We start from the raw sequence: 25,195 nt of genomic DNA, 5'->3' as shown, positions 1-25,195 counted from the left end.
GACACTCCTGTTATTTTTTAGATGAATCGGACGTGTCAAACTGCTGCGTCAGATACGTGCTGGTCGAATTGAGTTTACTGATGGCCATATCCAGCTGAGTAAACTGTGTCTTGTAACGTGCGATATCCGCATCAATGCGATCGCTGGTGGTGTTATAGAGCGCAGTTAAGGTATTCAGTGTCTTGCTGACGCCATCGGTGGCAGCCTGAACAATGCCTTTAGATGCCAGCCAGTCAGTGAGTTTGCTGTCAATTTTAGCGGCGATGCCCGTTTTACCGTCACCCACGATCATCGCTTTTACGCCCGCAGCATCTTTATCCAGTGCGGTGCTCAGCTTAGTGGAGTCCAGTTTCAAAGACCCGGTGGTAGGATCGGTGTTAACACCAATCTGACTCAATGACTTAAAAGTAGATGTGCTCTGCGCATTGGTCAGCATGCTTTTCAGCTGCGTTTCAATCGTGCGCAACGTGCTGTCACCCAGCAGGGCACCATTGCTGGAGTCCTGTGCATCGCTATTGGTATCGACTTTGGTGAATTTGGTCAGGGTATTGAACTGATCCAGCAATGTGTTATACGCATCTACCCAGGCACTGACAGCGCCTGACGCTTTTGAGGTGTCTTTGGTAATGGTCAGCGTCTGATTACCGCCCGTCAGAGCATTCAGGTTTAAGGTAATGCCTTCCAGCGCATCACTAATCTGGTTGCTGCTGTTCTCAATGGCCACGTTGTTAACCGTGAGCTGGGCATTCTGCGCCGGTACGCTTTCTGTCATCACATTACTGCTGGCGCTGGCGTCAAAGCCTATAACCCCCTGCAGCGTGCTGTCGCCGGTGACGGCGATGGTTGCCACCGCATTGTCGCTGCCGGTTTTATTGGCACTCATGGAGAGGCGAAAGCTACCATCCGACACCTTAATGATGCTGGCGGTGATGCCTGCATTCGCACCATTAATCGCGTCACGCATGCCAGCCAGCGAAGTCTGATCGCTGGAAAGCGTCACGCTTTTGCTGGTGCCATCTTTTAAGGTAATTGCGATGCTGCGGCTGGCTACCGAGCTGTCGCCCAGTGCGGCAGTGTTGCTACTCTGTACTCCTGAGGTCAGAACCTGCGCCTGTGCCAGCTGTGTGACGTTAATGGCATATTTGCCGGCCACGGTGCTGCTGCCAGAGGTAGTGGCACTGAATGCCGTCGAACTGCTGGTTGCGGTCGTAGCAGTAAACAGGTCAGCACTGTTCAGCTTGGTGTTCGCGGTCTGAAAAGTTGTCAGTGAACTTTTCAGCGTGGCATAGGCACTGAGCTTGGACGTGTAAGCCGACTGCTGTTTTGAAATCGGTGTGAGCGACGCTTTTTCAGCGGTGGTCAAACTGTCAAGCATGGTACTGAGTGGCAGGCCGGAACCGACACCGAGATTGCTTATACTAGCCATGTTAATTCCTTTATAAGGTCGACAGAGAAATTGATACCTGGGTTATCGGCCTTGAATAAGGAAAGTTTAAGGTTATTTGCCTTAGGGTAATGAGGTAAATAGGCACTATAGAGAAGGGTAATTCAGCGGCTAGAAAATTAATGAATTAAGTCTAAAGAAGTTCGGACGGGTGGCGATAACTTAAAACGTGACAGGTTGAAGCAGAAAAATTCGCCTGGTACTAAAAAAATTCTAAAGGTTGTTAAACGGCAGACGATAACAACTTTGACGGCGCTGAAGCCGGCGGGTTGAAGCCCACACCTTAACCGAAAGACTTGATTAACAGGAAAATTCATCATGGCCCAAGTCATTAATACCAACAGCCTCTCGCTGATCACTCAGAACAACATCAACAAGAACCAGTCAGCTCTGTCTACTTCAATGGAGCGTCTGTCTTCTGGTTTACGTATCAACAGCGCGAAAGATGACGCTGCTGGTCAGGCAATTGCCAACCGTTTCACCTCTAACATCAAGGGCCTGACTCAGGCTGCTCGTAACGCCAACGACGGTATCTCTGCTGCGCAGACTACTGAAGGCGCGCTGTCAGAAATCAACAACAACTTACAGCGTATCCGTGAGTTGACTGTACAGGCTTCAAGCGGTACTAACTCTGATTCTGACAAATCTTCAATCCAGGACGAAATCAAATCACGTCTGGACGAGATTGACCGCGTTTCTGGTCAGACTCAGTTCAACGGCGTGAACGTGCTGGCTAAAGACGGCAAAATGAACATCCAGGTTGGCGCAAACGACGGCGAAACCATCACTATCGACCTGAAGAAAATCGACTCTAAAACTCTGGGTCTGGATAGCTTCAACGTGAACGGTCCTGCAGGCACCCCAACTGCAGCTGGCGCAACTGAATTCAAGGCAGCTTACGGTTCAACTACCAACGTAACTGGCGCGACTGTTGCTGAATCTGCTACTAATGCACTCTCTACCCGTCTGGGTGTGGCAGCTTCAGGTGTTGCTGTAGATACCGGCACCGTCTATAAAGATGACAATGGCAAAATGTTCGCTAAAGTCACTGTGACTTCAGGCAGCGATGCTGAAACTAACAACCTGAAAGCGAATGGCTTTGATATCGCCAGCGGCGCAGCCGGCGCGAAAAGCTTCTTCGTAGCGGTTGATCCACAGTCTGCTGATACAGCAACCACTGCTGGCACCGCAGCATTCAAACTGGACACCACTAACATGAGCCTGTCCAGCCTGACCACTGGCGCATCATCAAGCCCGCTGGCCAAACTGGATGACGCGATTGCAAGCGTTGACAAGTTCCGTTCTTCACTGGGTGCGATTCAGAACCGTCTGAACTCAGCCGTGACTAACCTGAGCAACACCACGACTAACCTGTCAGCTGCACAGTCTCGTATCCAGGATGCTGATTACGCAACTGAAGTTTCAAACATGTCTAAAGCGCAGATCGTACAGCAGGCTGGTAACTCAGTGTTGGCAAAAGCTAACCAGGTTCCACAGCAGGTTCTGTCTCTGCTGCAGGGCTAATCGATTCCCTCAGAATCAACGTGAAAACCCCGCTTCGGCGGGGTTTTTTTTAGGGGCTGAAAACCGGGTATGTCTTGCCATTCTGGCAGATTAACCCCTCTTTGCTGTTTTACTTCTCCGATTGAACCCAGCCACAAAGATTATGCTTAAGCAAAATGTGCGCTGCTCTCAGTCGATCATGACTAAGAGGAGTCAGTGAGAGAGAGTAAAATGCATCAACATGATCTTGTCAGCATCATCATTACCGCAGAGGCTTCAGCCTGGTTTACCGACGCACTCGACAGCGCGCTCAGCCAGGATTACCCGCATTTTGAAATCATTGTGGCTGATTACAGTGACGCTCCTTTTATTCATAAGAAGCTGGAGGGTTATCTTGGCAAATACGATCACCTTCTCCGCTATTTAAAAATCGATAACGGGACGATGCCGGTTTATCAGGCTGCCGTCAGCGCAGCGCGCGGAAAATATATCAAGTTCCTGTCAGATGCCGATCTTCTTAAACCTCTCTGCGTCTCCACGTTAGTCTCAGGCTTAACTGCACACCCGTCATGCCGTGTGGCGATCTCGCGTCGGGAACGGAAAGGTCCACAGGGTGAAGTGCTGCCCGAGCTTATCTCAACATCGGCCCTGAACAGTGAAAACAGTATTATCAATGGCCAGGATTTTCTGCGTAATCAGACCCTGAAAGCGTACAGTCTGCCGGGAGAGATGACCGCCGCGCTGTTTTACCGCGACGATCTCAACAACAGCTTTATCGATCACTCTTTGCTCACCACCGGAGAACCAGCATTGCAGGCGATTCCGGCGCTGGTGATTTTTCACCATCTTTTGAGCCACAGCCACCTGCTCTGGGTTGCCATGCCGCTGTGCAGCGTGCGCGCTTCAGACGTGGAGTTCCAGCCGCATCAGCGTGAAAGTAACGATATATTCAGGATTGGGCGCGAGACATTATATGAAAAGATCCGTAATGAAAGCTGGTTTATCGATGTTGACCATCCGCCCCATCTGGCGCGCGTAGCTTCACCTGAACAACCGGATCTGTTCAGCCTCAAAAATCTTTTTGAAGAACAGCAGAAGAACTTTACGCTAAGCACGCTCGCGACGTGGCGAAATTCACGCACCCTGAATCCGTTGCAGCAAACCCTAGTAATGGATCTCGCCGCGACGCACACACCTCCCGTCAGCGTGCTGGTCGTCGTTACGGTTACCGCAGAGACCGTCGCCGGTCTGGATACACTGTTGCATTCGATCAGTCAGACTGCGACAGCGGGTGTCCGGTTTGAACCGGTTATCGTTGCCATCGGCATTGTTCCCGAAACAAATGCTGAATGCTATGCCGCAACAGAGCAGAGCCGAATCAGTGTCATCAACCAAATCATTCATCAACGTGTTGAACATTGGGTCATGTTTGTTGAAGCGACAAGTGTTCTGCACGCCTCCGGTGTCATCGCATTGAGTAAAATGCTGCTTGTTCAAAACCCATATTTAGCGCTCTATGCGGATGAATTTTTTTACATTGATGATGTACCACTGGGTGCTGCGTTCCGCCCGGATTTTAATCTCGATCTCCTGCTCAGCTCACCCAAAACGATGGCGGAACACTGGTTGTTCCGCCGGGAACTGCTATTAGCGGCGGAAGGGCTGGATGCCGATTATCCCGCGTCGGCCGAGTTTGATCTGATTGTTAAGCTGATTGAATCACAGGGTTTTGACGGTATTGGTCACCTCGCTGAGCCATTATTAACTGGCCATCTGAAAAGCAGGGATATCCTGGAAGATGTGGCCATTATTGAGCGGCATTTGCATAACCGTGGCTACCCCGAGGGACGGGCGGCGCTTGATAAATTCTTTAATTACCGTTTACGTTACAATCACCACCAAAAGCCGCTTGTATCAATCGTTATTCTGGCTAACTGGCACCTCGCGTCGCTGATCAGCAGCGTAACCACTGTGCTGGAAAAAACCACTTATCACAATTATGAACTGATCATCATCTGCGATAACCAGGGAACGCCTGAGCGGGACGAATGGTTATCGGCTATCAGTAACGTCGACCCCGCACGTATAAAAACGGCGAGCTTTAACGGCAAATTCAGTCACAGCCTCATGTCTAATCTCGCTGCAGAAAAGGCTACAGGTGACTATCTGCTTTTCATGCACTCTGAAATGGCGGTCACTGACGGTGAATGGCTCGACAATCTTCTGAATCATGGGCTGCGACCCGAAGTATTTGCCGTGGGTGGCAAGCATCTCTCATCTGACAACAAGATCAGGCATGCGGGCTATGTCCTGGGCGTAAATGGTGCTGTGGGTGAAGTCTTCAGGGGCAATGACGACAACGATGCCAACTATCTTGGGCGCATGAATGTCGATCAGAATTATAGTGCTGTTTCGGGTGATCTGATGCTGATGCGGAAATCGGTATTCGATGAGCTGGGAGGATTCGATCAGGATAAGCGCTTATATGCTGACGTTGATCTATGTCTGAGGGCACGGGAACAGGGCTATCTGACCGTCTGGACACCTTATGCCCGACTGCATCGTCCTGCGTCACGCACCAGTCCGTTCCCGGATGAAACTGTGCAAACTTCCAGTAAATTAAAACAACTGGAAGAAGATAAAATGTATGCTGACTGGATGCCGGTTATCGCCTGCGATCCTGCATATAACCCCAACCTGTCACTGAGAAGTCGCCACTTCGAATTGAGAAATGACGATATTAACTGGCTGCCGGTCAGAGCAGAAAATCTGCCCACCTTCCTGGCGCATAATGCCGACATTTACGGTTGCGGACACTACCGTATTACACAACCGCTTGAGGCGATGATAGCGGAAGGCGTTGCTCAGGGAACAAGCGGCATGACGCTGCTGACATTGAGTGAAATGGGGCAGTTCAGACCCGACAGTCTGATTATCCAGCGCCGGTATGCACCGGCATTTCATAACTGGATGGAGCGGGTCAGTAAACTTCATAACGTCTTTAAAGTGTTTGAGCTGGACGATTACATCATCAATTTGCCCATGAAACATCATGGCCGTCACGCTTATAAGCAGGAAACGGCAAAATTAATACGTAAAAGCCTGAGCTTCTTTGATCGCTTTGTGGTTTCTACCGCGCCACTGGCCGATGCAATGCGGGATATGCATCCGGATATCGTAGTAGTGAAAAATCGTCTTCCCTCAGCGGCGTGGGGCCAGCTTCACTCACTGCGTCAGCAGGGTAAAAAACCCCGAGTGGGTTGGGCTGGTGGTGTGAGCCATCGTGGTGATCTTGAAATGATTTTCGACATTGTCCGGGAATTTTCGCAAGAAGTAGAATGGGTCTTTATGGGGATGTGTCCGGATAAACTCCGCCCCTACGTACATGAAATACACAGTGGCGTTGATCTTGCGCTTTATCCTGCAGCGCTCGCGTCTCTGAATCTCGATCTGGCACTGGCACCGGTCGAAGACAACATCTTCAACGCCTGTAAAAGTAATCTGAGACTACTGGAATATGGTGCCTGCGGCGTGCCGGTGATTTGCAGCAACGTGGCCTGCTATCGGGACGATAACCTGTCGGTTACCCGCGTCAATAACCGGTTTATTGACTGGCGCGATGCTATCCGGATGCACCTGGCAGATCCCGATGCGAGCGCAAAAATGGGGATAGAACTGCAGGCTGAGATCCGACGCAACTGGATGCTGACCGGGGACAATCTGCGCATGTGGGCAAAGGCATGGCAACCCTGATGCATTCCGGCACCGTATAACTTTTCGGGCTCGCTGATCACTTTTTTCAGATGGTCTGAAAAAGCGCAGAACGCAGATCGGTTAATTGAATTCTTAAATGTGGCAGACCGGAGTGGCAATGTCTGAATGTAAACATCCCTATTATATATTTTCACCTGACTATCGTGAGTCATCCGGCGGGATTCAGGCGTTGCACAAACTTTGCCATCAAATCAATCTGCATGGCGGTCAGGCGTGGATGGTTAACTGCGATATCATCAATCCGGCCTGGCAAACGCCAAAGCTGAACGGTGAAGTGTATGACCAGCATAAAAAAGCGGAGCTAATCCCCGTCGCGGTTTATCCTGAAATCTATTCGGGTAATCCGATGAATGCGGAAGTCTGTGTGCGCTACATGTTAAATCATGAAGCGCTGCTCAATGGTAACCGTCTTAATGAAACAGAAGAGGATCTCTTTTTCTGGTACAGCTCACAGCTGATTGTAAAAGAACCTGATGTTGATTTTTTAACAATGGTAGGCCCCGATTTAGAAATATTTTCGGATGACGGCAGAGTAAAAACGACAAAACTTCTTTATCTGAATCGGGTACCCGAAGAGAAAGTTAATTTTACAAGGTTACCTGACGATATCACGATTATATCGGTTAAAAATCCTCGTCCTCTGGCGGAGCTGGCAGAGATTTTAAAGTCGGCCACGGTGATGTACACCTATGAATGGTCAGGAACCTGTAACCTCGCTGCGCTGTGCGGGGTGCCGGTAGTTTCTCTGGTCGCCCCAGGTTATGAAAAGCTCGCCATCTCTGACGCATCGATTCGCGATATGGGCGGGGCGGGCGTGTGCTTTAGTGACGATCCCGCAGAACTTGAGGATACGCGTGCCGGGCTTTATAAGGTTCGCGAGCATATGCGAAAGTTTGAAGCCAATTTCTCTGCGCAGCTAAGGCACTTTTTCAGTAAAACGCAGACGGCGGCACAACAGAAAAGTGAAGAAAAGTTTGTCTCAATGGAAAAATGGCTTGCCCATTATTCCGTGCCTGAAAAATCGCGCGCTGAAGTGGAGGCCGGTCTGTCCCTAAGCGTAGTGGTTCTGGATGACCAGCAATCGCCGCAGTCACTCAATGCAACACTTACCTCACTTCAACCACTCTGCGTGGATGTGAAAATCTGCGCGACTGCGGGTATGAGCAAGGGGGATCTTAAACCGGATCATTTCAGCCGCAGATTAAGCGATCTGCTGGCTGAAGATCAGACTGAATGGGTAATGTTCCTTCGCGCCGGTGACAGAATTTACCCGACACTTTTCGACAACCTCTCTCTTTTCAGCGAGAAAATGGCGACCTCACTGGTATGTTATACCGACCGCATCTGGCGAGATGCGGATGGGGAAACGTTATCACTGTTACTGCCCGATTTTGATTCCGATTACTTTTTAGCGACGCCAGACTACTTCGCCAGGGGGGCTTTCTTCAGGCGTGAAGTGTGTCTGGAGATAGCAAAATCGCGCGACATTTCACCTCAGACGGTTGAAATGGATTTTTTATTTCCGCTGATTAATGCGGACCTGATAGCTGATATTCAGCATATCCCGCTACCTCTGTTAGAAGTATTTTCAGCCGCAAATCATAGTGACGTGTTAACGCAGGCTTTGCTGGCAGAGCATCTGGCCCTTAGAGGGTATAGCCATGTCTCGATTGAAAAAGATAAGAATGCTTTTTCGATACATTACAACAGTGCAGCCATTAAAAAGCTGACCGTTATTGTTGTGATAGAGGATGAAATTGATCACGTTAAACGGTTGCTGTCGACGTTCGTGGATACCGTCACTGATAAAGATTATGAAATTATTTTCATTGATAATCAGTCAGACGATGAAAGCGTCAGAGCATGGCTTTCTTCACTGTCAGCGATTAATGAAGATATCTTCAGAGTCTTTTTTGTCGATAAGAAAATCAGCAGCGTCAGCGCACTGAATTATGCTCTCTCAATAGCGCGGGGCGAATTTACACTTTATCTTTCCAGTGGGATCTATTTTAACAATAAGTCGTGGCTGGAGGCCTTGCTTAATCATTGTGGACGTGTTGACCTCCTGGCCTGCGCGCCATTTTTAACCGATAAACGCAGCCATCACTATTCTCCAGGCGTGATTGAGGGTGCGGTACGCTGCTATTACGACCCGTCATATTTAGCACCGTTAACGAACGGGTTAACACCCCCTGAGCTGATCGTTCCACGACAATATTTACTGCTTAGCAGTGAATGTATCATGCTAAGAACCGCCTCCTGCCATCAAGCCGGCGGGCTGGATGAACAATTCCTGACGATAAATGAGGCGATAGGGGATCTGCTGCTGAGGGCATCTGACCAGGAAACGGTAGTATTAGCTGTGCCTCAGTCACGGGTATGCTGCGATGACATCCTGTATGACACAGAGCACCTATCTGGCGATGCTCTCTTTCTGGAGAAATGGATCGACCGTTTAGCGCGTGATGCGGTTGTTAATCCTAACCTCTCATGGAAGGAGGGGCAGTTAGTTCGTGAAAATAATCATTCGCTGATAGCAGCCCGGCTGGGTTTAAAATCCGATGTGTTATTTTTGTTTAATGCCAGTGACCCTGCGGAAGTGCAGCATGTGAAAGAACGTGCTCTTTCAGTTTCGCATTCCGGCAATGGCTTACATACCGTAATGTGTCAGCATTTATCTGCTGCTGAACTTTACAGGATAATGCCTACGTGTATTGTTCTGAGCGATGTCATGGCCTACAAAAACTTGCGGCTCTTCAGGAACAGACATCTTTTCCACGACACTCGTTTTATTGTTGAGGCGACCCGGGCGTCGTTCAGCACGAACACTCCTCTGTATGGCCGTGATGAGATCCTGCGGAATACCGATCTAGTTGTAGTGAGAAATACCGCTGCGTTGAAACTGGTCAGCCACAAAAACGTCGTCCTTCAGGCTGACAAACTCGGGACAGACTGGCAGCATCTCAACCGGGCTCGTCACGTTCTACCTCAAAATAACGATAAGCCAAGAGTGGGGATCGTGCTGTCGGATCTGCAACCGGAAGACTGGCGACATATTGAGGTACTTCTCAAAGAGATGAGCGAAGATGTCTGCTGGATTGTCTACGGTGCCTGTCCTGACGCGTGGAAAACAGCTATTCACGAATATCATCGTAAAGTGCCGCAAAACAGATTGCCGGAGATCTTTCAGTCGCTCAGGTTAAATCTTGCGCTTGCACCCCTTTCAGATTCTCTACTGAATCAGGCGGAAGGGCATCGGGTTATTGCGCAGTTAGGGGCTTGTGGTTATCCGGTGCTTGCCAGCGATCATGATGCGTATAAAGAGATAATGAGCGTTAAGCGCATTAAAAATAAAACGTCCCAGTGGCGATTTATGATTAAAAAAATGATCAGTAATCCAATTTTGTTACGCAGCCTGGGTGAAGATATCTATCGTGAAGTCAATGCAAAATGGATTTATCAGCCGGGGGAACTGCCTGCATGGCTAACCCGTAAAGATCATTAAAAGTGGGGGGATGGGTGCGTAAGCGTATTCGTCCTGCTCATAAGTTTTCGCAGCCCATGGCTTATTTTAGCCAGACAATGATGATCACCCAACCCCGTTACAGTTCCCCCCACGCCTGCCGATAACCCTCTACAGAACAACATCAATTTTGATTTTCACTTTGTGGAGTGTCTATGCGCTTCAATTACGACCTGTTACCGGGCGAGCGGCTGACCTTCGACGAGATCGCCCGGCGTTATGCTTTGCAATACCCTGATGAGAAAGAGCTGACAGCCCGCGCGTTGCTCAGTCCCTCAACGGGCCTGCGTACGCTAAAAATTCGTGCGGTGTTTGCACAGGAGGAGAGTAACAGTCCGCTGGAGGACCTGCTGTTCATCTCCCATGACAACGAGCGAAAAAATTACCTGCGTCGCTTTGAGCACTACCTGAAGCAGAATCTCTCTTTCCTCTATTTCCGTCGCAGCGAGAACGAGAAGCGCGAAAACCTGTGGAAAGTGATGGGCAGCAGCCAGGTTTTCGCGATGATCGATCCGCAATCCGCTACGGCGCAGAACCTGATTAACAGTCGCGGCTACAAACTGGTGCTGATGCATCAGGATGATGATGACGCTTACTGGCAGCTCTTCAGTCCGCAGGCCGATCCCTGTTTTCCGCAGTCGCAGCGCATTCAGTTCATCGTGGTGCTGAGTACGCCGCAGCACAAAGTCCCTGCGGCGGTCATGCCCGGAACGGAAGTCGGACGTCGGGTTAAAGCGCGGGTGCTGCAGCGCGCCAGTCAGGCGGAATTCAGTGCCGGGGTAAAAGCCCGCTACGGCGCCTGTGTCATGACCGGAACCGAGCTGACCGAACGCCATAACTGGCCGTGGGTGGAAGCCTGCCATATCGATACGCAGGAAGGCGATGACGGCGTTCTGGCCGATAACAGCATCGACAATGGCCTGTTTTTACGCAGCGATTTACAGCGATTATTTATTAACCGACTGATTAGCATAAATGGTGAGTCGGGAGAGATTCAGGTGCACCCTGGCGAGGAGGCGCGGCAGCATATCGCGCCCTGGTATCAGGAGCTGGATGGTCGCGTCTGTAGCCTGTGGGCTGCCGTACCACCCGCCACGCGGCAACGGCTTCGCGCCCGTCGTTAATTTCTATTGATGGGTGCAGAACGATCTGCACCCTGACTTAACAAAAATGAAATAGCCTCGTTTTACCCCGCCTATTCAGTCAATCGAAAACGCTACAGAATTGCATAATCATGCCGATAACTTCATTAACGCAGGGTAGTCAACGTGAACGATTTCTATACCGCCGAAGGCGTGATGGACAAGCATTCGCTCTGGCAGCGCTACGTGCCGCTGGTGCGTCATGAAGCGTTGCGTCTGCAGGTTCGCCTGCCGGCAAGTGTTGAGCTTGACGACTTGCTGCAGGCAGGTGGGATAGGGCTGTTAAATGCCGTAGAGCGCTACGACGCGCTTCAGGGTACAGCCTTTACCACCTACGCCGTGCAGCGTATTCGTGGCGCAATGCTCGATGAGCTTCGCAGTCGGGACTGGGCACCACGCAGCGTGCGTCGTAACGCACGTGAGGTGGCTGGCGCAATGCACAGAGTTGAACAGTCACTGGGGCGTTCTGCTTCCGAGCAGGAAGTCGCGCAGCAGCTGAACGTTTCAATGGAGGAGTACCGGCAGATCCTGCTGGACACCAACAACAGTCAACTTTTCTCCTACGACGAGTATCGGGAAGAGCACGGCGACAGCGCGGAGCTGGTGACGGAAGGCCATGAAGAAGCCAATCCACTTCACCAGTTGCTTGAAGGGAGTCTGCGTGAGCGCGTCATTGAAGCGATCGAAGCGTTACCCGATCGTGAAAAGATGGTGCTGACACTGTACTACCAGGAAGAACTGAACCTGAAAGAGATTGGTGCGGTGCTTGATGTGGGTGAATCCCGTGTCAGCCAGCTGCACAGTCAGGCGATTAAACGCCTGCGGGCCCGACTTGCGGGAGCGCGCTAGCAGTATCAGTTCCTGGCGATTCAAAATTATAAGAAACCGGGGACTCAGTAATGGGAGCCAAGACCAAAGCCAGACCGTTAAGTCGTTATCTTAAAGACTATAAACACAGCCAGAGCAATTGTTCACACTGTGGCAAGGTATTAGATCGAATGGCGCTCGTTTTTCGTGGCCAGATCATCAATAAAGAGGCCATCGCTCGGATGGACCAGATGATTGATGAACAGCTGTGGCTGAAACTTCAGCCCGAGTTGACCGCGCTTTGTCGTTTTTGTAGTGATATTTTTTGCAATACCCATCCTAATTACTTCGACATTATGGCGTTTAAACAGTATCTGTTTGAACAGACAGAGATGAGCCCGAGCACGATTCGTGAGTATGTGGTGCGTCTCCGTCGACTGGATGAGATGCTGAAAGCCAAAAATTTCCCGGCCGAAAAGCTTAAAGGAAATAGCTGGCATCAGTGTCTGGAAAGCGATTTGCCCGATGCCGGTAATAACAATTACCGCATTGCGCTGCGCAAGTACGATCAGTTCTTAGGCTGGCAGCAGGCGTAAGCCTGATCTGCACCGATTGTTCCCCCGCGTGCCTGTGGCACAATCCTCTTTTCCCGCCAGCCGGGAAAAAGGGGCGGGGGAGCACGGCGCTTCTTCCTCCTGGTTTTTTCCCTGCACTTCCGTCACACCGCATCTGCTGACACCTGAATCAGGGTGATCCTTTTCGCATCTTCTGCAACACTGTAAGGATAATTCCCGTGCCCAAACGGAGGCCGCATTGTCTTTGCATTTGTTACACCAATTTCCTCGTCTTGAACTGCTGGGCGCACCGACGCCGTTAGAACATCTGCCACGGCTTTCTGATTATCTGGGGCGCGATATTTTCATCAAACGCGATGACTTCACGCCTGTCGCGATGGGTGGCAACAAGCTGCGCAAGCTGGAATTTCTGGCGGCCGATGCCCTGCGTGAAGGTGCCGATGTGTTACTGACTGCGGGCGCTATTCAGTCCAACCATGTGCGTCAGACGGCGGCAGTCGCTGCCCGGCTTGGCCTGAAGTGCGTAGCGCTGCTGGAAAACCCGATCGGTACACACGCTGAAAACTACCTGAGCAACGGCAACCGTCTGTTACTGGATCTGATGGATGCTGAAGTGATCATGGTGGATGCGCTGCACAATCCCACCGAACAGCTGGCTGAAGAGGCAACCCGGCTGGAAGCGCAGGGCTTTCGTCCTTACATCGTGCCGGTCGGCGGCTCAAATGCGCTGGGTGCACTAGGCTATGTGGAGTGTGCACAGGAGATCGCGCATCAGAGCGAAGGCGTGGTTGATTTCGCCGCCGTGATCGTTGCTTCCGGTAGTGCTGGCACCCATGCCGGACTGGCGGTAGGACTGGAGCATCTGCTGCCGGAAACCGAGCTGGTGGGCGTCACCGTTTCACGTCAGGTTGACGCGCAGCTGCCGCTGGTTGAGCGGCTGCGTCAGTCGCTGGCAGAGAAGCTGGAAGTACAGGTTAAGGCATCTATCACCCTGTGGGATGACTATTTTGCGCCACGCTACGGCGAGCCGAATGATGAAGGTATGGCGGCGGTAAAACTGCTGGCGCAGCTGGAAGGGATCCTGCTGGATCCGGTTTACACCGGCAAGGCGATGGCCGGACTGCTGGATGGCATCAGCCAGAATCGTTTCCGTCGTGAAGGTCCGTTGCTGTTTATTCATACGGGCGGGGCACCGGCGTTATTTGCTTATCATCCTTCAGTCTGAGACAAGCGAATAAAACAGTTTATACTCCGTGCGTTATCATTTTGAACAGGCAGCGATACGCGGTGCTGCCCTTATAAGAACACACACACAATACTGTCAATAATGGGGTGAATATGTCCTTTTCTCGTGCAGGTCGTCAGATGGTGATGGGCGTTATGGCTGTGGCGCTGATTGCAGGCGTCAACGTTAAAACCTTTGCAGCGGAAAACCTGCTGAACAAAATTAAAGAGCGCGGCACGCTGCTGGTGGGGCTGGAAGGCACTTATCCGCCATTCAGCTTTCAGGATGAAAAGGGCAAGCTGACCGGTTTTGAAGTGGAATTCGCGGAACAGCTGGCGCAGCACATGGGCGTCAAAGCGAGCCTTAAACCCACCAAGTGGGATGGCATGCTGGCGTCACTCGACGCGAAGCGCATAGATGTGGTGATCAACCAAGTCACTATCTCTGATGAGCGCAAGAAGAAGTATGACTTCTCTACGCCATACACAGTCTCCGGTATTCAGGCACTGACCATGAAAGCCAACGCCAGCACCATCACCAAACCGGCTGATCTGGCCGGTAAGAAAGTGGGCGTGGGTCTGGGCACTAACTACGAGCAGTGGCTGCGCGAGAATGTGAAGGGCGTAGACATCCGTACCTATGATGATGACCCGACCAAATATCAGGATCTGCGTTCTGGCCGTCTGAATGCGATTCTGGTTGACCGTCTGGCCGCGCTGGATCTGGTGAAGAAAACCGGTGACACCATGGCCGTCGCGGGCGATGCGTTCTCTCGTCAGGAATCGGGCGTGGCGATGCGTAAAGGTAACGACGATCTGCTGAAAGCGGTCAACCAGGCTATTGCTGATATGCAGAAAGATGGCTCGCTGAGCAAGCTGTCTCAGAAATGGTTTGGCGCGGATGTGACGAAATAATGCAGGAAAGTCTTCAACTGGTGCTGGATTCAGCACCTTTTTTATTAAAGGGCGCGCTGTTTACGCTGCAGCTCAGCATCGGCGGGATGTTCTTTGGTCTGCTGCTGGGCTTTATTCTGGCGCTGATGCGTCTGTCACGCTTCTGGCCGGTTCGCTGGCTGGCGCGGATCTATGTCTCGATTTTCCGTGGCACGCCGTTAATCGCCCAGCTTTTTATGATCTATTACGGCCTGCCGCAGTTTGGCATTGAACTGGATCCGATCCCCTCTGCGATGATTGGTCTTTCCCTGAATACCGCCGCTTACGCCTCAGAGTCACTGCGCGGCGCGATTTCATCGATTGAACGCGGTCAGTGGGAAGCGGCGGCCAGTATCGGCATGACGCGCTGGCAAACGCTGCGCCGGGTCATTCTGCCGCAGGCAGCGCGCACCGCGTTGCCACCGCTGGGCAACAGCTTTATCAGTCTGGTGAAAGATACCTCGCTGGCAGCGACCATTCAGGTGCCGGAACTGTTCCGTCAGGCGCAGTTGATCACCTCACGCACGCTGGAAGTCTTCACCATGTATCTGGCGGCCTCGCTAATCTACTGGGTGATGGCAACGGTGTTGTCTGCGTTGCAGAACCGGCTGGAACAGCATGTTAATCGTCAGGATTCGGAGTCGAAATGAGCGCCATTGAAGTCAGAAAGCTGGTGAAATCGTTTAACGGCCAGACGGTGCTCCACGACATCGACCTTGATGTTGCCGCTGGTGAAGTGGTGGCGATTATCGGCCCCAGCGGCTCAGGTAAAACCACGCTGCTGCGCAGTATTAATCTGCTGGAAGTGCCGGATAGCGGCACCATCCGCGTCGGGGAGATTACTGTCGATGCCGCGCTGGCGCAGAGCAAGCAGAAAGAGCAGGTGCGTCATTTGCGTCAGCAGGTCGGCTTTGTCTTCCAGAACTTCAATCTGTTTCCGCACCGTTCGGTGATGGAGAACATTATTGAAGGGCCGGTCATTGTTAAAGGCGAGCCGAAAGCGGATGCAATAGCCCGTGCCCGCACTCTGCTGGAGAAGGTCGGGCTGAATGGTAAGGAGGAGAGCTATCCGCGCCGTCTGTCAGGAGGACAGCAGCAGCGCGTGGCAATTGCGCGTGCACTGGCGATGCGGCCGGAAGTCATTCTGTTCGACGAGCCGACCTCTGCGCTGGACCCGGAGCTGGTAGGCGAAGTGCTCAGCACCATTCGTGCCCTGGCCGAGGAGAAACGTACCATGGTTATCGTCACGCATGAGATGAGTTTTGCCCGCGACGTTGCGGACCGCGCCATTTTTATGGACCAGGGACGTATTGTCGAGCAGGGCGACGCGAAAGCGTTGTTCAGTAACCCTCAGCAGCCGCGAACCCGTCAGTTCCTCGATAAATTCCTTAATCAGTAATTCCACTGCCTTCTCCGGAAGGCAGTTTTATCCCTCCCGTACGCCTGTTTTAACGCAGCAATGGACTGCTTTTTCCTGAGTGTGCGGCGCAATATCATAACTATTTATTTAGCCGTTAAACCTTTTGGCACATCTGACAAATCTTTTCTTTTCATCGGATATTAAATGGCTTTTACTGATGCCACTTTCTCTTATTTGTATTTTAGCGATCATCAGGGAATATTATCGTTTTCTTTGAGTGAGGTGGCGGTAATAAGCGTATCGCTTCATCAATTAATAAGTGTAAGGAAACGTTCGGTCAGGTAAATAACTGTAGCAGCAGGGCCACTCCACGGCTTTTAAGAGTTTCGCTACATTCAACTTCGGCTCAATGGCGAATAATCGCTGGATAACCATAAAAGCAAAACTGCTTTCCTCGCTTTTACATTCCAGCATTCTGACCTACACAGCAGGAGTCATTGAATGAGCCAGACTAAGTCAGACCAGATATTATGGGTAGATACCCTTAAGGGCGCCTGCATATTGCTGGTGGTCCTGTACCACACGGTTTTACCCGGCTTTGAAGGAACCATGAAATATCTCACTGCCGGATGGATTCCTGCCGAAATATGGATACAGTTTAATACGGTATTGTCGCCGCTGCGTATGCCTGCCTTTTTCTTTGTTTCAGGATTGCTGGCGACGAATGGCATTATTAACCGGCCCTGGAAACAGGTGTTTACCAGTCGTATTACCAATCTCTTTTATCTCTATATTCTATGGGGCTTTATTCAGTGGTGGTCCATCATAGGCATCTCTACTGAAATTACCGGCCAGCGCATTTCCCAGAATCTCAATGCCGCCTATGCGGGTTCACTATTCGAGTTCCTGAAACTGACCTTTATGGCCATGAGTACGTCATGGTATTTGTATGGGCTGGGGCTCTATTTCCTCTGTGCCAAAGTTTTTCGTCAATATAAGCTGGCCCTGGTATTGGTGGCGATCCTGCTGAATTACCTCGCGGTGGAAAAAGTGATTCCGTTCTGGGGTCCCCAGAGTCTGGCCCAATATTTCCTGTTCTTCCTGTTAGGTGCGTTCTGGAGTCAGACCATGCTGCGCCTGAGTGAGTGGCGGCGCGAGAATCTGATGCCCTGGGCGCTACTGGCAGCGGTCGCGGGGATTCATGTGATTTTCGGTCTGGATAAGAGTCTGTTCCTGTGCGTACTGGCTGTGTTGTTCAGTATTGCCGCGTGCCGCTGGCTGAATCAGCATTTCAGCATGCGCTATCTCAACTGGGTTGGCCGCAATACGCTGCAGATTTACGTTATCCATCGTATTTTTATCGAGTTCTTTGGTATGTCTGCGATTCTGTTCGCGCAGCGTCATCATCTGTTTGAGCAGGCGTGGTTTTCGTTTCTCTGGGCTTGCTTCTATCCGGTGGCGATAGTCGGTCTGTGTTCGCTCTGCTCAGTGGCTATCTGGTCGCTGACCAATCGCGGCGTGGGTCAGTCGCTGTTTGTATTTCCGACACTGGTTAAGCGGGCGCATGGCAGGGGGTGAGGTTTGCGCCTTGCAGCGGGCTGCGCGGTAGCTTCCACCCGGAAGCGGGCAGGGTACGCTTTGCAGCGGGCTGACACTGAGCGGGTTACGCCCGCCAGGCGGTGGGGAGTTTCAGGTTGCCCGTGCAGGCGGACGCGTTAAGGGGCGTACGCCCGCCCCTTAACAATCCCGGCGTCCGGCAGCCTGCGCGCCCCGCGTTGCGGGGTACCTTCGTCACGCCCTGCGGCCCGCGGACCGTCCGGACGCGCCTTCCCTGGCGCGTTCCGTCCTTTCGCCGACGTCCTGTCGGCTCCTCCTTGCCTCCGGTTATTCCTCAGCGCTTCGGATGCCTCTGGTAAACCCCTGCCGGTGGGATTTTTGCCCGGTGGGGGAGGTTCAGGCCGCTGAAAGCGGGGGAAGGGCATGGCGGGTTTCGCTTTGCAGCGGGCTGACATTGAGCGGGTTACGCCCGCCAGGCGGTGGGGAGTTTCAGTTTGTCCGTGCAGGCGGACGCGTCAAGGGGCGAACGCCCGCCCCTTAACAATCCCGGCGTCCGGCAGCCTGCGCGCCCCGCCTTGCGGGGTCCCTTCGTCACGCCCTGCGGCCCGCGGACCGTCCGGACGCGCCTTCCCTGGCGCGTTCCGTCCTTTCGCCGACGTCCTGTCGGCTCATCCTTGCCTCCGGTTGTTCCTCAGCGCTTCGGATGCCTCAGGTAAACCCCCGCCTTTAATATCCTGGTTTTTATCGGACGTAGCGTTGTCTGGTAATTTGAAAGCCAAAGCTAATTTTGAAAGCTATCAGCGGCAATGCATCAACATTAAAAAGAAGAGCCAACAGAGGATGGTGTGAAAGGCCACTCTTCCTGCCCGGCAGAGAGCCGCAGATAACCCTCCGGACTTACAGGGACGACGTACCCAACACAAAAAGAAGAGATAAAAAGTAGATAGGGTGGAAGGCCATTCTTCCTGCCCGGCAGAGAGACACAGATAATCCTCCGGACTTACAGCGACGACGTACCCAACACAAAAAGAAGAGATAAAAGCGGGGAAGGGAGGCCGTCAGAGCCGCTGAGCGGATGAGGGATTTCAGGACGAGCGGCAGGGATGCCGCGAAGAGGCGGGTTCGCGCCAGGGAGGGCGCGTCCCGCCGGTCCGTAAGAAATCCGGAAGAAGCGAAGGAACCGCGAAGCGGCGGTGAAGCAGGCCGGAGCCCGGGGTCAAGGGGGCGCGGCGACTGGCGCCCCCTTGTTGGTCGCCTGCAGAGGCGTAACTGAAACTGGCCAGCTCACCAGGCGAACGAAACCTTCTCATAGCCCGTTCGCGCAGCGAACCCCCCAGCACCTGTGTGCACCCAAGCCCCTTCGCGCAGCGAACCCCCCCTTAAGCTTCAGCGCTACCCAATCGTCATCAGACTCGCATTACCGCCCGCCGCGGCAGTATTCACACTCAGTGAACGCTCAATTAACAGACGTTCCAGCAGCAGATTGGTCTCGCCGCGGGCGAAGCCCTGCACCGACACAATCGCGCCGTCACGCGCCGCAATTTGTTCGCACAGGGTGCGCAGCTGATCGGCATCGCCGTGATAGATCACCGCATCAAACTCCGAGGCTAATGGGTCACGCGCCAGCGTGATACGCGCTTTCACGGCGTCAGGCAGTGCCGCCCGCAGGGTGCGATGCAGCTCATCATCTGCCCACAGCGCTTTACTGCCCACGCTGGTGACCGCAGCCAGCTGGACTAACGCATCCTGCTCGTTGTCAGCCAGACAGAGCACCTGGTCACGCGGCAACAGTGAGAAAGTGTTACGTTCGCCGGTTGGGCCAGGCAACAGGCGGACCACGCCCGCCTGGGCCAGCTCGCCATAGTGCTGGCAGAGTTCAGCCAGCTCAGGCTTATCTTTAGCCCAGTTGCTGAGTGCCTGATGCGGTGCCAGTAAAGAGTGACGGAGCGTGCTGTCGGCCGGGCGCTCGGCATCCTGACGATCAAAGGTCAGACGCAGTGCGCTATCCGGGCGATGGGCCAGCAAGCGATAAAGATAGAGTGGGCCACCCGCTTTCGGACCGGTTCCGGATAAGCCTTCACCACCAAACGGCTGAACGCCGACCACGGCGCCGACCATGTTGCGGTTAACGTAAAGGTTGCCGACCCGGGCGTTCGCCGTCACCTGCGCGATGGTTTCGTCGATGCGCGTATGCACGCCCAGCGTCAGGCCATAGCCGGAGGCGTTGATCTGATTAACCAGCTGCGGCAGGTTGTTGCGGGTGAAGCGCACGACGTGAAGCACTGGCCCAAAAATCTCTTTATCCAGATCGCTAACCTGATTCAGCTCAATCAGCGTCGGTTTCACAAAGGTGCCGCTATTCCACTCTTTGCTGTCCTGCGGGTTATCCTGCACCGCCTGATACACCGTGAAGCCCTTGTTACGCATCGCCTGAATATGACGGTCGATATTGGCTTTGGCTTCGGCATCAATCACCGGGCCGATATCGGTTGAGAAGCGTTCCGGATTGCCCATGCGGCACTCCGCCATCGCGCCACGCAGCATCTTCAGCGTATGGTCGGCGACATCTTCCTGAATACAGAGCAGACGCAGCGCAGAGCAGCGCTGTCCCGCGCTGTCGAAGGCCGAGGCAACGATATCGATCACCACCTGCTCAGTCAGCGCGGAAGAGTCGACGATCATCGCGTTCATCCCGCCGGTTTCCGCAATCAGCGGCACCGGACGACCATGTTGATCAAGGCGACCGGCAAGATTGCGCTGCAACAGGGTTGCAACGGCAGTCGAGCCGGTAAACATCACGCCGCGAATCCGATCGTCTCCGGTCAGCTGTGCACCGACCGTTTCGCCCTGGCCTGGCAGCAGTTGCAGCACGCCTGGCGGCACACCCGCATCCAGCAGGATCTGAACCGCCTGCGCGGCAATCAGTGGGGTTTGCTCAGCCGGTTTTGCCAGCACGCTATTGCCAGCTGCCAGTGCAGCCGCAACCTGACCCGTGAAAATCGCCAGCGGGAAGTTCCACGGACTGATACAGACCACCGGGCCAAGTGGACGGTGCGTTTCGTTGTCGAAATCGTCCCGCACCATACCGGCGTAGTAATAGAGGAAATCAACGGCTTCACGGACTTCCGCGATAGCGTTGTTATAAGTCTTGCCCGCTTCACGCACCAGGATACCAATCAGCTGTTGCATCTGGCCTTCCATCTGCTGTGCAGCGCGTTCCAGGATCGCAGCACGCTCCTGCGGCGGCGTGGCAAACCAGATCGGTCCGCTGTTCACGGCGGCATCCAGTGCCACAGAGACCTCCTGCTCAGTAGCTTCGCGAACCTGACCGACACGGTCGCCCGGTGCGGCCGGGTTAAGGATATCGCGCAGCTCGCCTGCACCCGCTTCACCCTCTATAATCGGCTCGGCCAGACAGGGCTGTGCGGCGCTGCTCAGCAGGGCGCTGGACAGTGAGGCAAGACGATGTTCGTTGGCCATATCCAGACCCGAAGAGTTAACGCGGTTATCGCCATACAGTTCGCGCGGCAGAGGGATCTTCGGATGCGGCAGGCCAATGGCGCCTTCGCTGGCACCCAGTTTCTCGACGGCAGTCACCGGATCGGCTACCAGCTCATCGATCGGCAGCGAGGTATCAGCAATACGGTTAACAAAGGAGGTGTTGGCCCCGTTTTCTAACAGGCGACGAACCAGATAGGCCAGCAGGGTTTCATGGGTGCCCACCGGCGCATAGATACGGCAGGGACGATTAAGCTTGCCGTCCGCCACTTTGCCGACCACCTGCTCATACAGTGGTTCGCCCATGCCGTGCAGGCACTGGAACTCATACTGGCCCGGATAGTAGTTATTGCCCGCCAGTTGATAAATTGCCGCCAGAGTGTGCGCGTTGTGCGTCGCGAACTGCGGATAGATCAGGCTTGGCACCGCCAGCAGTTTGCGGGCACAGGCCAGGTAAGAGATATCGGTGTAAACCTTGCGGGTATAAACCGGGTAGCCCTCAAGGCCTTCCATCTGGGCGCGCTTGATTTCGCTGTCCCAGTACGCGCCTTTCACAAGACGGATCATCAGGCGACGGCGGCTGCGCTGTGCCAGATCAATCAGCTCATCAATGACAAACGGACAGCGTTTCATGTAGGCCTGAATCACAAACCCGATGCCGTTCCAGCCTTCCAGCTCTGGCTCGAAACAGAGTTTTTCCAGCATATCGAGTGACAGTTCCAGCCGATCGGCTTCTTCTGCGTCGATATTGATGCCGATGTCATAAGAGCGGGCCAGCAGCGTCAGTGATTTCAGAATAGGGTAGAGCTCTTCCATCACACGCTCATACTGCGCGCGGCTGTAGCGGGGATGCAGTGCGGAGAGCTTGATGGAGATGCCGGGTCCTTCATAAATGCCACGTCCATTCGACGCTTTACCAATGGCATGGATCGCCTGCTGATAAGAGAGCAGATAGGCTTTGGCATCGCCTGCAGTAAGTGCCGCTTCGCCCAGCATATCGTAAGAGTAGCGGAAACCTTTCTCTTCCAGCTTGCGGGCGTTAGCCAGCGCTTCGGCAATGGTTTCACCGGTAACGAACTGCTCACCCATCAGACGCATCGCCATATCCACGCCTTTGCGGATCAGTGGCTCGCCACCCTTACCAATAATGCGGTTAAGCGAGCTGGAGAGGTTCGACTCATTGTGGGTCGAAACCAGGCGGCCGGTAAACAGCAGGCCCCAGGTCGCTGCATTGACAAACATTGAGGAGCTGCGTCCCAGATGTGACTGCCAGTTGCCATTGCTGATTTTGTCGCGAATCAGCGCATCGCGCGTGGGCTTGTCAGGAATACGCAGCAGCGCTTCAGCCAGGCACATCAGCGCTACGCCTTCATGTGAGGAGAGAGAGAACTCCTGCAGCAGACTTTGCACCATGCCAGCGCGTCCGGTTGCCCCTTTCTGGTGCCGCAGCTTGTCGGCGAGCTGATAAGCCAACTGATGGGTTTTCTCTGCCAGCGCTGCCGGCAAGCGGGCCTGCTCCAGCATCATGGGTACTGCATCAGTCTCCGGACGACGCCAGGCGGCGGTCACCGCTGAACGGGTCACTGACTGAGGTAAAATCTGCTCTGCGAAGTCAAGGAACGGCTGGTGCGACTCCTCTGGCTGGGTGTCATCGGACTCCGCGACCGCCAGGGCAGAAAGCGGGATCTCCGGCACGGCGTCGCCGCTTTCAAGCTGGCCCAGGTAGTTAAAGATCGCCTGTTTAATCAGCCAGTGTGGCGTGCGATCAATCCGCTGTGCAGCCAGTTTGATGCGCTCACGTGTTGCGTCATCCAGTTTTACACCCATGGTGGTTGTAGCCATGACTCCAGAGCTCCTTGTAGTGGTTCGGTACGGCGTTGGCTGCACTATCACTTAAGTTGCAACTTTGTGCAACCGTGTTAAATGTGAGCCAGTTAACACCCTTTAAATGAGGCCGATTGTTAAATTTCTCAAAGCGGCATGGATATTGCTGCAAGATCCTGGCCAGGTTGGCAACCCTGATAAAAAGCGGTTTTATGGCGGGTAATTCCGTGGTGCAACCGGATAACTGTGAGCGAGTGCAACCTATCAGCACGTTTTCACAAACGGTTAGTGAAATCACTGTAACGCCTGTGTTAAATCCATTGTGCGCGCCACGCCTTTCCGGCAGGATACCGCGCCGCTGGGAAATGACTGACGCCCTGACGAAAAAATCGGCCCGCTTTGCCCCGTTCCGGCTGGCGGGTAGCTGGCGATTTCTCTGGGATATCAAATAATAAGTGGAGAGACAGATGAGTGTAAGTACACCAATGCTGGTGACCTTTGTGATTTATATTCTTGGGATGGTGTTGATTGGTTTTATAGCCTGGCGCTCAACCAAAAACTTCGATGATTACATCCTCGGTGGCCGCAGCCTGGGTAGCGTGGTCACGGCACTCTCTGCCGGTGCCTCCGATATGAGCGGCTGGCTGCTGATGGGATTACCCGGTGCCATTTTCATCTCCGGTATCTCTGAAAGCTGGATCGCAATTGGCCTGACCATCGGTGCCTGGCTGAACTGGAAAATCGTGGCGGGTCGCCTGCGGGTCCAGACCGAGCATCATGACAACGCGCTGACGTTGCCGGACTTCTTCACCAGCCGCTTTGAAGACCACAGTAAAATCCTGCGTGTCATTTCTGCTCTTGTGATCCTGGTGTTCTTCACTATCTATTGCGCCTCGGGCGTGGTGGCCGGTGCGCGTCTGTTTGAAAGCACCTTTGGTATGAGCTATGAAACTGCCCTGTGGGCGGGTGCAGCGGCGACTATCCTCTATACGCTGGTGGGTGGGTTCCTGGCGGTAAGCTGGACCGATACCGTTCAGGCGAGCCTGATGATTTTTGCGCTCATCCTGACGCCGGTGTTTGTGATTATCGCGGTCGGCGGCTGGTCTGATTCCATGGCAGTGATTCAAGCGAAAAGCCTGGAAAACCTCGACATGCTCAAGGGGCTGAACTTCGTGGCGGTCATCTCGCTGCTTGGATGGGGTCTGGGTTACTTCGGGCAGCCGCATATCCTGGCGCGTTTTATGGCGGCAGATTCACATCGCTCAATCCGTACCGCACGTCGCATCGGTATGACGTGGATGGTGCTCTGTCTGGCGGGCGCTGTGGCGGTGGGCTTCTTTGGTATCGCCTACTTCCAGAACAACCCGACGCTGGCAACGGGCGTTAATGATAATGCTGAGCGCGTCTTTATTGAGCTGGCGCGTATTCTGTTCAACCCATGGATTGCGGGAATTCTGCTGTCAGCGATTCTGGCCGCCGTGATGTCAACGCTGAGCTGTCAGCTGCTGGTCTGCTCCAGTGCCCTGACTGAAGATCTCTACAAAGGTTTTCTGCGTAAAAATGCCAGCCAGAAAGAGCTGGTGTGGGTAGGGCGTCTGATGGTGCTGCTGGTGGCACTGATTGCCATTGCCCTGGCGTCTAATCCGGAAAACCGCGTGCTGGGCCTGGTGAGCTACGCCTGGGCGGGCTTCGGTGCTGCGTTTGGTCCGGTCGTGCTGTTTGGCGTCTGCTGGAAGCGCATGAACCGCAACGGTGCGCTGGCGGGCATGATTATCGGTGCGCTGACCGTGCTGCTGTGGAAACAGTATGGCTGGCTGGGACTGTATGAAATCATCCCAGGCTTCATCTTTGCCAGCATCGCGATCGTGGTCTTCAGCCTCATGGGACGTGAACCTTCAGCAGAAGCGCAACAGCGCTTTGTCGCTGCAGAAGCAGAGTTCCAGACCAAATAAGCGAAGCGTTAATCCTCAAGGCCTGTCCCGGAAGGGGCGGGCCTTTTTGTTACAAAGATAAATCACCCAAAGATGAAAT

The 25,195-nt window shown here is 53.4% G+C and carries 15 protein-coding genes; 13 read left to right on the top strand and 2 right to left on the bottom strand.

The genetic code is table 11. The annotated features are described in order from the left end of the window. Positions 1–10: 10 nt before the first annotated feature. On the bottom strand, positions 11–1,426 hold the full coding sequence (gene fliD, locus Q7C21_RS00125) for a flagellar filament capping protein FliD (RefSeq protein WP_140033303.1): 1,416 nt from the start codon (positions 1,424–1,426) through the stop codon (positions 11–13). Between the two features lie 336 nt (positions 1,427–1,762). On the opposite strand from fliD, the gene Q7C21_RS00120 reads away from it, so the two are divergent. The 11 genes from Q7C21_RS00120 to Q7C21_RS00070 all read left to right on the top strand — a co-directional run bounded on the left by Q7C21_RS00120 (position 1,763) and on the right by Q7C21_RS00070 (position 17,863). Further along, on the top strand, positions 1,763–2,968 hold the full coding sequence (locus Q7C21_RS00120; protein WP_140033304.1) for a FliC/FljB family flagellin: 1,206 nt from the start codon (positions 1,763–1,765) through the stop codon (positions 2,966–2,968). A gap of 210 nt (positions 2,969–3,178) precedes the next feature. Beyond that, positions 3,179–6,700 carry a glycosyltransferase gene (locus tag Q7C21_RS00115; protein ID WP_375150248.1) on the top strand — a complete coding sequence of 1,174 codons (3,522 nt, stop codon included), beginning with the start codon at positions 3,179–3,181 and terminating at the stop codon, positions 6,698–6,700. 118 nt (positions 6,701–6,818) lie between these two features. Then, positions 6,819–10,226, top strand: coding sequence for a glycosyltransferase family 2 protein (locus Q7C21_RS00110; RefSeq protein ID WP_192377700.1), 3,408 nt, complete (start codon positions 6,819–6,821; stop codon positions 10,224–10,226). Between the two features lie 173 nt (positions 10,227–10,399). Then, positions 10,400–11,368 (top strand): HNH endonuclease signature motif containing protein, encoded by a 969-nt coding sequence (locus Q7C21_RS00105; protein ID WP_078805259.1) that lies wholly within the window; start codon positions 10,400–10,402, stop codon positions 11,366–11,368. A 144-nt stretch (positions 11,369–11,512) separates the two neighbouring features. Then, positions 11,513–12,235, top strand: a complete 723-nt coding sequence (locus tag Q7C21_RS00100; protein ID WP_003854529.1) for an RNA polymerase sigma factor FliA — start codon at positions 11,513–11,515, stop codon at positions 12,233–12,235. Positions 12,236–12,285: 50 nt separating this feature from the next. Next, on the top strand, positions 12,286–12,789 hold the full coding sequence (fliZ, locus tag Q7C21_RS00095) for a flagella biosynthesis regulatory protein FliZ (protein WP_008926851.1): 504 nt from the start codon (positions 12,286–12,288) through the stop codon (positions 12,787–12,789). Positions 12,790–13,006: 217 nt separating this feature from the next. Then, complete coding sequence (locus tag Q7C21_RS00090) at positions 13,007–13,993, top strand: D-cysteine desulfhydrase (RefSeq protein ID WP_008926850.1); 987 nt, start codon at positions 13,007–13,009, stop codon at positions 13,991–13,993. Positions 13,994–14,106: 113 nt separating this feature from the next. Next, positions 14,107–14,907, top strand: coding sequence for a cystine ABC transporter substrate-binding protein (tcyJ, locus tag Q7C21_RS00085; protein ID WP_033743520.1), 801 nt, complete (start codon positions 14,107–14,109; stop codon positions 14,905–14,907). Then, positions 14,907–15,575, top strand: a complete 669-nt coding sequence (tcyL, locus tag Q7C21_RS00080) for a cystine ABC transporter permease (RefSeq protein ID WP_003854540.1) — start codon at positions 14,907–14,909, stop codon at positions 15,573–15,575. Before tcyJ ends, tcyL begins: the two co-directional genes overlap by 1 nt. Then, positions 15,572–16,324 (top strand): L-cystine ABC transporter ATP-binding protein TcyN, encoded by a 753-nt coding sequence (gene tcyN, locus Q7C21_RS00075; protein WP_375150247.1) that lies wholly within the window; start codon positions 15,572–15,574, stop codon positions 16,322–16,324. The genes tcyL and tcyN overlap by 4 nt, the downstream gene beginning before the upstream one ends. 462 nt (positions 16,325–16,786) lie before the next feature. Next, positions 16,787–17,863 (top strand): acyltransferase family protein, encoded by a 1,077-nt coding sequence (locus Q7C21_RS00070; RefSeq protein WP_008926847.1) that lies wholly within the window; start codon positions 16,787–16,789, stop codon positions 17,861–17,863. Positions 17,864–19,234: 1,371 nt separating this feature from the next. On the opposite strand, the gene putA is transcribed toward Q7C21_RS00070, so the two are convergent. Beyond that, the gene (gene putA / locus Q7C21_RS00065; RefSeq protein ID WP_286863134.1) at positions 19,235–23,182 is read right to left on the bottom strand and encodes a trifunctional transcriptional regulator/proline dehydrogenase/L-glutamate gamma-semialdehyde dehydrogenase; all 3,948 of its coding nucleotides are present in this window, start codon (positions 23,180–23,182) and stop codon (positions 19,235–19,237) included. Between the two features lie 116 nt (positions 23,183–23,298). Between putA and Q7C21_RS00060 the strand changes: the two genes are divergently transcribed. Beyond that, positions 23,299–23,616, top strand: coding sequence for a hypothetical protein (locus tag Q7C21_RS00060; protein ID WP_143756060.1), 318 nt, complete (start codon positions 23,299–23,301; stop codon positions 23,614–23,616). A 15-nt stretch (positions 23,617–23,631) separates the two neighbouring features. Next, on the top strand, positions 23,632–25,116 hold the full coding sequence (gene putP, locus Q7C21_RS00055) for a sodium/proline symporter PutP (RefSeq protein ID WP_039660009.1): 1,485 nt from the start codon (positions 23,632–23,634) through the stop codon (positions 25,114–25,116). Positions 25,117–25,195: the final 79 nt, after the last annotated feature.

It is taken from the genome of Pantoea sp. ANP04 (assembly GCF_041982285.1).
GTDB classification, from domain to species: Bacteria; Pseudomonadota; Gammaproteobacteria; order Enterobacterales; family Enterobacteriaceae; genus Pantoea; species Pantoea eucalypti.
This window is presented reverse-complemented; position numbering and strand designations above follow the sequence as displayed.